This window comes from Streptomyces sp. NPDC057099, assembly GCF_042671245.1.
GTDB classification, from domain to species: Bacteria; Actinomycetota; Actinomycetes; order Streptomycetales; family Streptomycetaceae; genus Streptomyces; species Streptomyces purpurascens.
Genome location: NZ_JBHUTX010000010.1, coordinates 204,352 through 218,149 on the forward strand (window position 1 = coordinate 204,352; position 13,798 = coordinate 218,149).

At 68.4% G+C, this 13,798-nt stretch carries 13 protein-coding genes; 9 read left to right on the forward strand and 4 right to left on the reverse strand.

Annotated elements, in window-relative coordinates; translation table 11 throughout:
* The first annotated feature begins 32 nt into the window (after positions 1-32).
* The 4 genes from mmsA (at position 33) to ACFT4A_RS16910 (ending at position 5,951) form a co-directional block, all read left to right on the forward strand.
* The gene (gene mmsA, locus ACFT4A_RS16895; protein ID WP_382830683.1) at positions 33-1,583 is read left to right on the forward strand and encodes a multiple monosaccharide ABC transporter ATP-binding protein; all 1,551 of its coding nucleotides are present in this window, start codon (positions 33-35) and stop codon (positions 1,581-1,583) included.
* Entirely contained in the window at positions 1,580-2,824 is a 1,245-nt protein-coding gene (gene mmsB / locus ACFT4A_RS16900; protein ID WP_382830686.1) for a multiple monosaccharide ABC transporter permease, read from the forward strand. Before mmsA ends, mmsB begins: the two co-directional genes overlap by 4 nt.
* A gap of 58 nt (positions 2,825-2,882) precedes the next feature.
* Positions 2,883-4,031: an aldose epimerase family protein gene (locus ACFT4A_RS16905; protein WP_382830689.1), complete on the forward strand. Its 1,149-nt coding sequence runs from the start codon at positions 2,883-2,885 to the stop codon at positions 4,029-4,031.
* Between the two features lie 159 nt (positions 4,032-4,190).
* Entirely contained in the window at positions 4,191-5,951 is a 1,761-nt protein-coding gene (locus ACFT4A_RS16910; protein WP_382830690.1) for a pyridoxal phosphate-dependent aminotransferase, read from the forward strand.
* 48 nt (positions 5,952-5,999) lie between these two features.
* Here the strand turns inward: ACFT4A_RS16910 and ACFT4A_RS16915 are convergent, their stop codons facing one another.
* A complete protein-coding gene (locus tag ACFT4A_RS16915) occupies positions 6,000-6,458 on the reverse strand; it encodes an ATP-binding protein (protein ID WP_382830693.1) in 459 nt (152 codons plus the stop codon).
* A gap of 144 nt (positions 6,459-6,602) precedes the next feature.
* Between ACFT4A_RS16915 and ACFT4A_RS16920 the strand changes: the two genes are divergently transcribed.
* From ACFT4A_RS16920 to ACFT4A_RS16930, 3 genes are all read left to right on the forward strand, one after another.
* Complete coding sequence (locus ACFT4A_RS16920; RefSeq protein WP_382830749.1) at positions 6,603-7,424, forward strand: Scr1 family TA system antitoxin-like transcriptional regulator; 822 nt, start codon at positions 6,603-6,605, stop codon at positions 7,422-7,424.
* The gene (locus tag ACFT4A_RS16925; RefSeq protein ID WP_382830695.1) at positions 7,421-7,603 is read left to right on the forward strand and encodes a DUF397 domain-containing protein; all 183 of its coding nucleotides are present in this window, start codon (positions 7,421-7,423) and stop codon (positions 7,601-7,603) included. Before ACFT4A_RS16920 ends, ACFT4A_RS16925 begins: the two co-directional genes overlap by 4 nt.
* Before the next feature lie 975 nt (positions 7,604-8,578).
* On the forward strand, positions 8,579-9,361 hold the full coding sequence (locus tag ACFT4A_RS16930) for an intradiol ring-cleavage dioxygenase (protein WP_382830697.1): 783 nt from the start codon (positions 8,579-8,581) through the stop codon (positions 9,359-9,361).
* Between the two features lie 44 nt (positions 9,362-9,405).
* On the opposite strand, the gene ACFT4A_RS16935 is transcribed toward ACFT4A_RS16930, so the two are convergent.
* Complete coding sequence (locus ACFT4A_RS16935) at positions 9,406-10,578, reverse strand: epoxide hydrolase (protein WP_382830700.1); 1,173 nt, start codon at positions 10,576-10,578, stop codon at positions 9,406-9,408.
* Between the two features lie 82 nt (positions 10,579-10,660).
* Between ACFT4A_RS16935 and ACFT4A_RS16940 the strand changes: the two genes are divergently transcribed.
* Positions 10,661-11,236, forward strand: coding sequence for a CGNR zinc finger domain-containing protein (locus ACFT4A_RS16940; RefSeq protein ID WP_382830702.1), 576 nt, complete (start codon positions 10,661-10,663; stop codon positions 11,234-11,236).
* An 11-nt stretch (positions 11,237-11,247) separates the two neighbouring features.
* On the opposite strand, the gene ACFT4A_RS16945 is transcribed toward ACFT4A_RS16940, so the two are convergent.
* Positions 11,248-11,802: a YciI family protein gene (locus ACFT4A_RS16945; RefSeq protein ID WP_382830705.1), complete on the reverse strand. Its 555-nt coding sequence runs from the start codon at positions 11,800-11,802 to the stop codon at positions 11,248-11,250.
* Between the two features lie 75 nt (positions 11,803-11,877).
* Between ACFT4A_RS16945 and ACFT4A_RS16950 the strand changes: the two genes are divergently transcribed.
* A complete protein-coding gene (locus ACFT4A_RS16950) occupies positions 11,878-12,654 on the forward strand; it encodes an alpha/beta fold hydrolase (RefSeq protein ID WP_382830751.1) in 777 nt (258 codons plus the stop codon).
* A 28-nt stretch (positions 12,655-12,682) separates the two neighbouring features.
* On the opposite strand, the gene ACFT4A_RS16955 is transcribed toward ACFT4A_RS16950, so the two are convergent.
* Positions 12,683-13,213: a hypothetical protein gene (locus tag ACFT4A_RS16955; protein ID WP_382830707.1), complete on the reverse strand. Its 531-nt coding sequence runs from the start codon at positions 13,211-13,213 to the stop codon at positions 12,683-12,685.
* Positions 13,214-13,798 lie beyond the last annotated feature (585 nt).

A 13,798-nucleotide genomic window follows, 5' to 3' on the forward strand; every position in this document is an offset into this window, starting at 1 on the left:
CGACGATTCACCACTGACTGGAAGGCACGACCATGGCGGGACCCGTCCTGGAGATGCGCTCGATCGTCAAGACCTTTCCCGGCGTCAAGGCGCTCTCGGACGTCACGCTGTCCGTCCGGCAGGGCGAGGTCCACGCCATCTGCGGGGAGAACGGCGCCGGCAAGTCGACCCTGATGAAGGTCCTCTCCGGTGTCCACCCGCACGGCACCTACGAGGGCGACATCCTCTTCGAGGGAGAGGTCTGCCAGTTCAAGGACATCCGGGCCAGCGAAGAACGCGGCATCGTGATCATCCACCAGGAACTGGCCCTGGTGCCCTACCTCTCCCTCGCGGAGAACATCTTCCTCGGCAACGAGCACGCCACCCGCGGGATCATCAGCTGGACCGAGACCCTGCGGCACGGCACCGAACTGCTGCGCCGGGTCGGTCTCTCCGACCACCCGGACACCCGCGTCGCCGACATCGGCGTGGGCAAGCAGCAGCTCGTGGAGATCGCGAAGGCCCTGTCGAAGAAGGTGAAGCTGCTCATCCTGGATGAGCCGACCGCCGCGCTGAACGACGAGGACAGCGGCAAACTCCTCGATCTCATCCTGGAGTTGAAGAAGCAGGGCATCACCTCGATCATCATCTCCCACAAGCTCAACGAGATCCGCAAGGTCGCCGACTCGGTGACGATCATCCGCGACGGCCAGAGCATCGAGACCCTCGATGTGAAGGCCGCGGAGACCACCGAGGACCGGATCATCAGCGGCATGGTCGGCCGCGACCTGGAGCACCGCTTCCCGGAGCGGTCGCCGCACGAGCCCGAGGAGGGCGTGGCGCCCGCCCTGGAGATCCGGGGCTGGACCGTGCACCACCCGATCGACCAGCAGCGCAAGGTCGTCGACGATGTGTCGCTCCAGGTGCGGCGCGGGGAGATCGTCGGCATCGCGGGCCTCATGGGAGCCGGCCGCACCGAACTGGCGATGAGCGTCTTCGGGCGGACGTACGGCCGGTACGCGGGCGGCACGGTCCTCAAGGACGGCACCGAGATCCGTACGAAGTCCGTCCCCGAGGCGGTCAAGCACGGGATCGCGTACGTCACCGAGGACCGCAAGCACTACGGCCTCAACCTCATCGACACCATCAACCGGAACATCTCGCTGACCGCTCTGGGCAAGGTCGCCAAGCGCGGTGTGGTCGACGAGCACGAGGAGCGGCAGGTCGCCGAGGGCTTCCGCAAGTCCATGAACATCAAGGCGCCGACCGTCTTCGAGCCGGTGGGCAAGCTGTCCGGCGGCAACCAGCAGAAGGTCGTCCTCAGCAAGTGGATCTTCTCGGGTCCGGACGTGCTGATCCTGGACGAGCCGACCCGGGGGATCGACGTCGGCGCCAAGTACGAGATCTACACGGTCATCGACCAGCTGGCCGCCCAGGGCAAGGCGGTCGTCTTCATCTCCTCCGAGCTGCCCGAACTGCTCGGCATGTGCGACCGCATCTACACGATGGCCGCGGGGCGGCTGACCGGTGAGTTCTCGAAGGCCGAGGCCTCCCAGGAATCGCTGATGCGTCAGATGACGAAGGACAAAGAGGTATCCCGATGAGCACGGACGTGACCGCCAAGACGCCGGCCCCGGCGCCGACCGGCAAGGGAGGGGAGGCCACGGGGGGCGGACTGCTGCAGCTGATGCTGGACGGCATGCGCCGCAACATGCGGCAGTACGGCATGCTGTTCGCCCTCGGCCTGATCGTGGTCCTGTTCGCCGTGTGGACCGACGGCGACCTGCTGCTGCCGCGCAACGTCTCCAACCTGGTGCTGCAGAACAGCTACATCCTGATCCTCGCGATCGGCATGATGCTGGTCATCATCGCGGGCCACATCGACCTCTCGGTCGGCTCGCTGACGGCGTTCGTCGGCTCGATGGCCGCCGTGTTCATGGTCAAGCACGACATACCGTGGCTGCTCGCCGTGGTGCTGTGCCTGGCCGTGGGCGCGGTCGCGGGTGCCGTCCAGGGGTTCTTCATCGCGTACGGCGGCATACCGTCGTTCATCGTGACCCTGGCGGGCATGCTGATCTTCCGCGGTCTGACCGAGATCTTCCTGGAGGGCCAGACCCTCGGCCCGTTCCCGGAGGGCCTGCAGAAGGTCGCCAACGGGTTCCTGCCCGAGGTCGGCCCGCAGACCAACTACCACAACCTGACGCTGCTGCTGGGCTTCGCGATGATCGCCTTCGTGATCTTCCAGGAGGTCCGTGACCGCAAGCGGCAGCAGGAGTTCTCCCTTGACGTCCCGCCGGCCAAGCTGTTCCTGCTGAAGCTGGTCGCGCTCGGCGCCGCCATCCTCACGCTGACGATGCTGCTGGCCAGCTACAAGGGCGCCCCGATCGTCCTGCTCATCCTCGGCGTGCTGCTCGTCGGCTTCGGCTACGTGATGCGCAACGCGATCGTCGGCCGCCACATCTACGCCATCGGCGGCAACCTGCCCGCGGCCAAGCTGTCGGGTGTGAAGGACAAGAAGGTCACCTTCCTGGTCTTCCTGAACATGGGCATGCTCGCGGCCCTGGCGGGTCTGGTCTTCGCCGCCCGCTTCAACGCGGCCTCTCCCAAGGCCGGCCTCAACTTCGAGCTGGAGGCGATCGCGGCCTCGTTCATCGGCGGTGCGTCGATGAGCGGCGGTGTCGGCACCGTGCTCGGCGCGATCATCGGCGGCCTGGTCCTGGGCGTGCTGAACAACGGTATGAACCTCGTCGGCATCGGCACCGACTGGCAGCAGGTCATCAAGGGCCTGGTCCTGCTGGCGGCGGTCGGGTTCGACGTGTGGAACAAGCGCAAGGTCGGTTCGTAAGTCAGATCGGGGCCCCGCCGGGAAGGCGGGGCCCTCTCCTTATACGGGAGCCGCACGCATGGAACTGAACAGACGCACGGTCATCGCCGGAGCAGCGGCGGCTGGAGTCGCCGCCACCACCCTCGGCGGCACGGCGCACGCCACGGGAGGCAGGAAGCCGGTGAAGACGCTCTTCGGCAAGCTCGCCGACGGCACCAAGATCTACAGCTGGGCCCTGGAGAACGGCGGCACCCGCCTGAAGGTCCTCTCCTACGGGGGCATCGTCCAGTCCCTGGAGATCCCCGACCGCCGCGGCCGCTACGCCAACGTCTCCGCGGGCTTCGACAACGTCGAGGACTACGTCGCCAAGAGCCCGTACTTCGGCGCCCTGATCGGCCGCTACGGCAACCGCATCGGCAAGGGCAAGTTCACCCTCGACGGCAAGAACTACCAGCTCTCCGTCAACGACGGTGAGCAGAGCCTGCACGGCGGGGCCAAGGGCTTCGACAAGCGCGTGTGGGACATCGAGCCGTTCACCAAGGGCTCGGACGTCGGTCTGCACCTGTACTACACGAGCGTCGACGGCGAGATGGGCTACCCGGGCACGCTCAAGACGAAGGTGACGTACACGCTCACCCGGCACGGCGACTGGCGCGTCGACTACGAGGCCACCACCGACAAGGCCACCGTCGTCAACCTCACCAGCCACGTCTACTGGAACCTCGCCGGCGAGGGCAGCGGCACGATCGAGGACCACGAGCTCCAGATCGCCGCCTCCCGCTACACGCCCACCGACGCGGGCCTGATCCCCACGGGCGAGCTGGCCAAGGTCGCGGGCACGCCCTTCGACTTCGGCCGGGCCAAGCCGATCGGCCGGGACATACGTGTCGCGCACCCCCAGCTGGTGACCGCCAAGGGCTTCGACCACAACTGGGTCCTCGACAAGGGCCGCACCGCCCGGCCCGAGCATGTCGCCACCCTGCGCGACCCGGCCTCCGGCCGCACCCTGAAGATCGCCACGAACGAGCCGGGCCTGCAGTTCTACTCCGGCAACTTCCTCGACGGCACCCTGACCGGCCCGTCCGGCCGCACCTACCGGCAGGGCGACGCGCTCTGCCTGGAGACGCAGCACTTCCCGGACTCGCCGAACAAGCCGAAGTTCCCGTCGACGGTGCTGCGGCCCGGGCAGACGTACCGGACGACGACGATCCACTCATTCGACTGCTGAGCCTTCACAGGTAGGACACAAGTTCTGACCGTATTCCCAACGGTTGAACAGTGTCACCACAGTCTCCGTATGTAAGGGCGGCCCGCGCTCCCCCGCGCGGGCCGCCCTTAAACGTCGGGTCCGGCCGTCCCCAACGGACCCGCCTCATACGGAGGTTCCATGGCCGACAACGTCACGTCGCTGTTCCGCAGCACCGCGGCGCACAGCCCGTCGATGGCGGCGTTGACACGTGAGGGCGGCGAAGGCGCCGGGCCGGTGGACTTCTGTATCCCCTGCAACCCGTACTTCCCCACCCCGGCCATGTTCGACGACATGTCGGCCAGACTCCGCGACATCATCACGTACTACCCGAGCGGCGCCGACACCATCACGGCCGAACTGTGCAGCCTGCTCCAGCTGCCGCCGCAGTGCGTGGCCATGGGCAACGGCTCCACCGAGCTCATCACCTGGATCGACCACCTGCTGGTCCGCGAGTCCCTCGCCATCCCCGTCCCCACGTTCGGCCGCTGGACCGACCAGCCCATGGAGACCGGCAAGCGGGTCGACATGTTCCCGCTCCAGGAGTCCAGCGGCTTCGCCCTCGACCTCGCGCAGTACGCCGAGTTCATCCGCGCCCGGGGCACGCGTGTCGCCGTCATCTGCAACCCCAACAATCCCGACGGCGGCTTCCTCCACAAGCACGCCATCGTGCAGTTCATGGACGCCATGGCCGACCTCGACCTGGTCGTCATCGACGAGTCGTTCCTGGAGTTCGCGGACGCCGAGGCCGAGCCGTCCGTCGTCCAGGAGGCCATGCTGCGGCCCAACGTCATCGTGCTGCGCAGCCTCGGCAAGAACTTCGGCCTGCACGGCATCCGCTTCGGCTACCTCGTCGCCAACCCGGCGCTCGCGGGCCGGGTCCGCTCGATGCTGCCGAAGTGGAACCTCAACTCCTTCGCCGAGCACGTGGTGTTCATGCTCAAGGAGCACGGCGCCGAGTACGCGCAGAGCCTCCAGCAGGTGCGCCGCGACCGGCTCGACATGGCCAGCCAGCTCTCCTCCCTGCCCGGGCTGACGGTCTACCCGTCGCAGGGCAACTTCCTCTTCGTGCGCCTCCCCGTGGGCGCCGAGGGCACCGTGGTCCGGGACAGGATGCTCACCGAGCACCGGATCCTGGTCCGCGAGTGCGGCAACAAGATCGGCTCGTCCAGCCGCTTCCTGCGTCTCGTCGTGCGCCCCCAGGTGGACGTGCGTCGCCTGGTGTCCGGCCTGGAACAGGTGCTCTACGGGACGTCCAGGAGGGGAGCCGCCGTACCGGAGCTGAGCAACGGGACCAGCTACAGCTCCGGTACGGCGGCCGTGGACCGCCTGGTGAGCGAGACCAACGGGTCGGGCATGCGCGGGCTCGCCGCTCAGGCCACCGGTTTCGGTGGTCCGGGGCCCGCCGCAGCCCCGGCCGCCGCCGGCACCGGCATGCCGCTCCCCGCCACCGCGTCCGCCATGCCGGCGGGCCCGGGCGGAGGGATGCCGATGCCGGCGGCGGCGCAGATGGGCCAGATGCCGCAGATGGGCCAGATGGGCCAGATGGGTCAGCAGCAGATGCCACAGGCCGTGCCGCAGCCTGTCCCCCAGCCCGCTCCCCAGCCGATGGCCGCACCGCTCCAGCAGCCGCTGGCACCGGTGGCACAGGCCCCGGCTCCCGCACCGGCTCCGATCCCCACCCCGACCCCGGCGCCGGCCCCTGCTCCGGCGCCGGCTCCCGTACCCACACCGGCACCCGCACCGGCCGCGACCGGTCCCACACCGCCCGGCGTACCCGCCCGGGGCGGCCTGACCGCCGCCCAGGTCAGGGGCACGAACGGGCTGTCACCCGCCCCGGCCACGGGCTGGCCGGGCACCCAGGCCTGGCCCAACGCGGCGGGCATGGGGGCGGCGGGCTAGGCCGCTCCCCCGCCCGCGTGGAAGCGGGATCGAGGAGACCCTGAGCACCTACGGGGCGCCCGGCAGATCGACCTCGGCACGAACGGTCTTGCCGGGCTCACGCCGCAGCACTTCCCACCGGTCGGCGAGCGCGTCGACGAGGAGGAGGCCTCGGCCGTGCTCGTCGAGGGTGCCCGGGGGACGCACGTCTCGCGGCCCGGGCGGGCAGGAACCCGCACGCGCGTCACTGACCTCGATCCGGACGCCACCCGTGACAAGACCGAGCCGCAACTCGAAGTCCCGCCCTGGCACACGCCCGTGCGTCACGGCGTTGGCGGCCAGCTCTGCGACGATCAGAACGACGGTCTCGGAGGCGTCGGTGCCGTGAGGGATGCCCCAGCCGTCCAACTGGTGAGCGGCCAGACGCCGGGCGAGACGGGCGCCGCGCGGGGTGGCACTGAAGCGCTGACTGAACACACGTACGGTGACCGGAGGCTGGGGCGTTGCGGGGGTGGTCCTTGCTGTCATACGCCCAATGTGGCGGGTGAGAGCCGGATTTCTCCAGGTCAACGCCGCGTACGCTGCGGCAGCGTACGCGGTGACGGACTGGACAGTACCGATCACGTCCCGTAACCATGCTCCGGGAGGTGACCGACAGTGGTCGATGGCGCGATGGGGACGGGCAGCGAGCCGGAGTCGTCGGACAGTCTGCGGACGTTCGGGGCGGTGGTCCAGGGCTTGCGCGAGCACGCGGGGCTGAGCAGGGAGGAGTTCGGCGAGCTGGTGCGGTTCTCCAAACACACGGTGGCTTCGGTGGAGTTGGGGAGGCGGATGCCGGATCCCACGTTCGTGACGCGGGCAGAAGAGGCGCTGGGCATGACTGGCGTGCTCCAGAAAGCCGCAGCACGCCTGGAGCGGCAGCCGGGTCTGGCGGCTTGGTTCCGGCGTTGGGCTCTTCTGGAGCAGGTGGCGATCACCCTGTACACGTACGAGTGCCGCATGATTCCGGGCCTGTTGCAGACAGAGGCGTACGCACGCCAACTGTTCGTCGATGAGCTGCCCCCGCTGGGCGACGAGCAGATCGAGGCCCAGTGGGCAGCGCGTGCCGAACGACAACGACTGTTCCACGAACGCCCGAACACCGCGTTCAGCTTCATCCTCGAAGAGCACGTACTCCTACGGCGTACCGGCGGGGTGGAGGTCACGCGAGAGGCCATCGATCACGTACTGGAGATCGCCGAGCTGCGTAACGTCGAGATCCAGGTCATGCCGTTGATGCGTCAGTCGCACGCGGGACTGCATGGCCCGCTGCAGTTACTGGAGACCCCGGAGAACCAATGGTTCGCCTACCTCGAGGGGCAGCAGAGCGGCCAGCTGGTCAGCGACCGGAAAGTGGTCAGCGTGCTCCAAAGGAGGTATGCCAGGATGCGTGCACAGGCTCTCTCCCTCTCAGACTCCGTGAGCCTGCTGCAGCGCTTGCGAGGAGACCTATGAGCACCGACGAACTGGCATGGTTCAAGTCGAGCTACAGCAGCAGCGGTTCCGGCGACTGCGTTGAGGTCGCCACCTGCCCGGGCACGATCCACATCCGCGACTCCAAGAACAAGCAGGGCCCCCAGCTCACCCTCTCCCCCACCACTTGGGCGGCCTTCCTCACCCACGCCACCAAGTAGCAACTGTCGGGGCCGCCCGCTTCTTCGCAGTGTCGTGCCTCCACGGCCTGCATCAAGGGCGCTTCGCGTCGCCTTCGGCGATGACCCTTCGGGTCACCCTTGACCCAGGCCGTTCCAGCACGGGAGAGAAGCGAGCGAACGGCCCGGAAAGCGGGTGGCCAGGGCAAACGGGCCCTTCGGTCGGCTCCATACCCACTCGGCGTTGCGGGACGCGCCGGCGGAGCGGCGGCACGCCGGGTGGCTAAGCGACCGCAGGCGGGTGGGTGGCGTGGGAAGGCGTCAGGCCATGCCCTTCGGGCGACTCACCCGGCGTAGCCGGTGAGGGACGACAAGCGGACGCCGGCACACCCGACCACCCCGCCCACGGCCCAGTTCGCGAGGGCGCCACCGCCGATTGGAGCATTTGGGCCCGCCCGCTACCTCCCAAGGGGCATCCAACCTGGGCATCTCTCCTCACTTACTGCCCGAATGCTCCAATCGCCGCACCGAGCCGCCCCGATCGCGCCCGTGACCCCTGCGCCGGAAACCGTGAACACATTCGCCCAGAGTGTTCACGGTTTCCAGGCAGGGTCCGGACTGCCCGACATTCGGCAACGGGATCCCGGCCGGGGCGCCCCACCGGCCGGTGGCCGCTGAGCCCGCCCGGCGTGCCGCCACTCCGCTGACGCGCCCCGCGTCGCCGATGGCCATGGAGTCGGCCTGAGGGGCCGACACCCCTGGCCACCCGTTCCTCCCCGGCCGCTCGCTCGCTTCTCTCCCGTGCTGGAACGGACTGGGTCAAGGGGGACCCGAAGGGTCATCGCCGAAGGCGACGCGTAGCGCCCTTGAGGCTGGCCGTGGAGGCACGACACTGCAAAGAAGCGGGCGGCCTCGACAGCACCTATCAACTCCGGTGTCTCACAACACACTTGACGCCGCATCACTTTACCGAACACACAGCTCTCCAACAGCAAGCCTCCTTACGATGCCGTGTTCATGACAGACACACCGAAGGAACACACACCCAACCCCGTAGGCCGCCGCACCGTACTGCTGGCTGGAGGTGCCACCGCAGCTGCCCTGGCCGTAGGCGCAGGTGCACGTGCACAGGACACCCCGACCACCGCCACCGACCCGAGCACGGCACCCGTCGCCGCCGCAGCCGTCTGCACCCTCACCAGGCAGATGACCGAGGGCCCGTACTACCTCGACGGCCAGTACGTCCGCTCGGACATCAGCGAGGACAAGACGGGCATCCCCCTGAAGCTGACACTCACGGTCGTGGACGACGACACCTGCGTCCCGCTCAAGAACGCACTCGTCGAGATCTGGCACTCGGACGCGCTCGGCGAGTACTCCGGCTTCGTGGGCAACAACGGCCACGACGAGCCGGACAACGGCACGTTCCTGCGCGGCGGCGTCCTCACCGACTCCAACGGCGTCGCGAAGATCACCTCGGTCTACCCGGGCTGGTACCGAGGCCGCTGCGTCCACATCCACATCAAGGTCCACACGGACGTCACCCTGACCCCCGACGGCTCCTTCACCGGCGGCGAGGAACTCCACACCGGCCAGCTCTTCTTCAGCGAAAGCATCACGACCAGGGTCGCGGCCCTCGCCGCATACAAGGTCAACACGGTCCCCCGCACCACCCTGGCGCAAGACTCCATCTACGACGAGGGAGGCGCCGCCTCAGGCCTCCTCACCCTCACCGCCCTCGGCAGCACCACCTCCGCCGGCTACGCGGGCACGCTGACCCTGGGCGTGGAACAAGGCTGACACCGACCAGGCACCACAGGGGCCGCCCGCACCCCGGGCGGCCCTCATCGGCCAGCGGCCAGCACTGCCGCCAGGCCCTCTTGCAGGTCCTTGACGAAATACTCGGGGACCTCGAGCGACGGGAAGTGTCCCCCGTTCTCGGGCGACTTCCATCGGACGATCTGTCGGTACCGCTCCTGCGACCAGGGGCGCGGACACTTCTCGATGTCGCGGGGATACATGGTGATCGCTGACGGGACGTCGACCCGGAGTTCGGGATCGAGTGAGTTGTGGCTTTCGTAGTAGATGCGGGCCGCTGATGCGCCGGTCCGTGTCAGCCAGTAGAGGGTGACGTCGTCGAGGATGCGGTCCCTGGGAATCGTCTCGAACGGGCTGTCCTCGGTGTCTGACCACTCGGCGAACTTGTCGAGGATCCAGGCGAGAAGGCCGACCGGTGAGTCGACGAGCGAGTAGCCGATGGTCTGCGGCCGGGTCGCCTGCTGCTTCGCGTATGCCGCGCGGTGGTGCCAGAAGTCGTGGGTTTCCTCGGTCCACCTGCGCTCGACCGCCGTCAGCCCGTCCGTCGTCAGCCCGGGTGGCGCCTCCGCGAACGTGGTGTGGATGCCGATGACGTGCGCCGGGAACCTGCCGCCGAGGACCGTGGTGATATTGCCTCCCCAGTCGCCGCCGTGGGCTGCGAATTTGTCGTAGCCGAGCCTTCCCATCAGTTCCACCCACGCGGCTGCGATCTTTTCGGTTCCCCACCCGGTGGTGGCCGGCTTGTCGCTGTAGCCAAAGCCCGGTAGCGAGGGGACGACGACGTGGAACGCCGGCGTGTCCGCGTCTTTCGGGTCGGCCAGCTCGTCCATCACATCGGTGAACTCGGCGATGCTGCCCGGCCAGCCGTGCGTGAGGATCAGAGGAGTGGCATCCGCGCGCGTGGATCGGCGGTGCAGGAAGTGGATTCCCAGACCGTCAATGGTCGTGCGGAACTGTCCGAGGCGGTTGAGGCGCTCTTCGAACGAGCGCCAGTCGTAGCCGGTGCGCCAGTAGTCCACGACATCGACGAGGTCAGCGAGCGGAACGCCCTGTTCCCAGCGGCGAGAGCCGGGCGCGGCGCCCTGGACCGTCTCGGCCTCCGGCAGTCGCGCCGCGGCCAGTCGCGCGCGCAGATCGTCGAGGTCGGCGTCAGTCGCACGGGCTTCGAATGCTTGCACGTCGCTGGTCGGACGGGGCATGAGACCTCCAGGCCATAGCGGAACCGGCTAAGACGGTTCTAGCAGCCCTCCGAGCCGCGCCGCAACCGGCTAAGGTGGTTCCATGCGTTCCGGCCACCCTGACTTCCGCCTCGGCAACGTGCTGGCGACCAGCTTCACGGGGACTCTGTCGGAGCGACACGGCGACGCCGTGGAGCGCATTCCCACGCCGCAGCGACTCGTCGACTGGCTGGCGGTGTACGGCCTCGCCGTGAACTCCTGCACCGCTGCGCAGCTCGACCTCGCCCGGGAACTGAGGGAGGCGATCCACGCCGCGGCGACAGCGGCCGCGCTCCAGGACCCGCTCCCCGTGTCCGCCGTCCAAGTCATCAATGACCACAGCGCTCAGGGTCGGGCCGCGGCCTTCCTGACGCCCGAGGGCAAGCGGCAGTGGCGGCTCGGCTCCGCTTCCCGCGTGGAGGATGCCCTCAGCGTGATCGCCGCCGACGCGATCAGCGTCATCTCGGGCGAACGAGACGGAAAACTGGCCTTGTGCGCGTCACCGACCTGCCAAGCCGCCTTCTTCGACACCAGCCAGAGCCGCACGCGCAGATGGTGTGACATGAACACGTGCGGGAATCGCCAGAAGAAGGCGCGCTTCAACGCCAATCAGCGCAGGAACCCCAGATCGGCCGAGTGATCGTTGCCCGATCAGCGCCGCCCCCCGAACTCCCACGCGCGCACCTCGACATCCGCATACCGCCCCACCGCCAGGACGCCACGCGCGGCCTCCGCGTCCGAGGCCCGCACCAGGACCGCCGTACCCACCCACACCTCGCCGTCGTCCGACAGCAGCGGCCCGTAGGCGATGAGGTCATCCCGGGCGGCCGAGGGCGGCGACTCGAGGTCGGTGGCCGGGTCCGGGCCGAGGCCGATCACGAGGTAGCGGTTGCCCGTCGTCGGGCCGCCGGGGAAGTCCCACATGGTGCGGCCCAGCAGGTTGCGCCAGCGGCGCAGCAGTACGTCCCGGTACGCCCCGGCCTGATAGTTGGGCTCGTCGAAGGCGAAGGCCCGGGCCGCGGCGGGATCGGGGAGGGCGACGATGTGCACGCTGCCGGTGGGTGTCTCACCGTCATCCGCGAAGGTCGGCCCACGGGCGATCAACTCGGCCTCGTACTGGTCCATATAGGCCCAGTGCGCCTCTCCCAGTTCCTCACGCAGCTGCGGGGAGCCGACCCGATCGCGGTGATAGCAGAAGAACTCCATGGCCCCAGACCCTGCCACCTCGACCGCTGGCTACTCTCGTCTCTCCATCGATTCGTGACCGCAGGAGAACACACCGTGCGCAGCGCCGCCGTAACGCCCGAGGGCGATCACATCCGCTGGGTCGAACTGCCGGGGCAGGAGCCGCCGCGCGTCTACGTGCACGGGCTGGGCGCCACATCGCCCGCCTACTTCACGGAGGTCGCGGTCGATCCCCGGCTGGCCGGACGCCGGTCGCTGCTGATCGACCTGCTGGGGCATGGGATCAGTGACCGGCCGGCCGGCTTCGACTACACGCTGGAAGGGCATGCCGACGCGCTCGCCACCGCCCTGGACCGGGCCGGTGTCGAGGGCGCGGAGCTGATCGCGCACAGCATGGGCGGCTCCGTGGCGATCGTCCTGGCCGCCCGCCATCCCCGCCTGGTCTCCCGGCTGGTCCTGATCGACGCCAACCTCGATCCCATTCCGCGTGCGCCCGGTTCGTCCGGCAGCAGCGGCATCGCCTTCTACTCCGAGGAGGAGTTCACGCAGGGCGGGGGTTGGGAAGAGGTCCGCGACCGGGTCGGGGCGCACTGGTGGTCCACCATGCGGCTGGCCGGCCGGGAGGCCCTGCACCGCAGCGCGGTCAACCTCACCCGCGGCACGGTCCCGACCATGCGTGAACTCCTGCTGGAGCTGAAGATCCCCCGGAGCTTTTTGCTGCCCGAGGCCGACGGTCCGCTGCCGGGCACCGACGCCCTCACCGAGTCGGGGGTGTCCGTCGTCGCGATCCCCGACTGCGGCCACAACATCATGCTGGACAACCCGGAGGCCTTCGTGAAAGCCACCGCGGCGGCACTGGCTGCGCCCGCATGATGCGGGCGCAGCGCGTTGCGAGGTGACGTCAGTTGCAGGATCCCACGGTGAGGAGGTTGTCGACGACGACCTTGCTGCCGACCTTCATGTAGGAGTACGCCTCGCCGCAGTAGCCGCGGTTCTGGTAGACGGGCCCGGCGTAGGTGCTGAAGGTGCCGAAGTCCTGCTTGGCAGGGGTGTCGGTGTAGTTGTCGTTCAGCCGGACCCCCATGTAGTGGGCCGAGCCGGTGTCGTTGAAGAACACGGCGCAGATCGGCTTGTCGTAGTAACTGTCGCCCGTGGTCTTGCCGTTGGTCCACGTGTAGGCGGTGCCGTAGGTGCCGTAGCGGGCAGCCCCGGTGGAGATGGTGTAGCCGGATCCGCACACGTTGGCGGCGGCCGCGGCAACTCCCGCGTTGGCCTCGATGATCTGCTTGGTCTCGGCCGACGCCGTCTTGGCGACCTTGACGCCCTTGATGTCCACGGTCTGGTCGGCTGCCGACGCCGACGCCGTAGGAGCGATCACCGTCGCGGCCAGCAGGACGGCACAGACGCCGCCCAGACGCATCCCAGTCTTCACATTTTCCCCCAGTAAGTGACAGTCGGATGATCGTGTCGCACAGACCGTAGCGCATCGAACATCCAAACGGGCAAGGGGTTTTGCCAGGTCGGACCGGATGGGCGGAAACCAGCCAACGTTCCGAATCTCCCTCCCGTGTATCCCGTTCGGCCTCCTCAGGAAGTTCACAGATCAGCAGACGGCAGCTCCTGGTCGGGACGCCGCCCGGACATGACCTTCTTTCTGCCATGTCCCCACTCGGTGCTTATTTCTTACGGTTCCGTGCGTCTACAGTGACCTCGCACTCAGGCGACCTGGTCTCATCACCCGGTCTTCGGGTGTCGCTCGGGGGGGCCGGTGCTGTTGACGCAGCACCCGTATGGCCACGTCCTCCCGTCGCGTCGAAACGGGGGAGGAACAGGAATGCCTGACATCTGCTGCGAGGGTCGCCCATTCGGCCTGCGCGGTCTCGGCCGTCGAGTCCGCCGCGCACAGCGCTACTGAGCCGGGGAGAGCCCGGCTGATTCTCCGACCGAGCACCACGACGGTCGTCAACTCCCGCTGACACACGGCAGAGCGACGCGCACGACGATGTGCCGTCCTCCT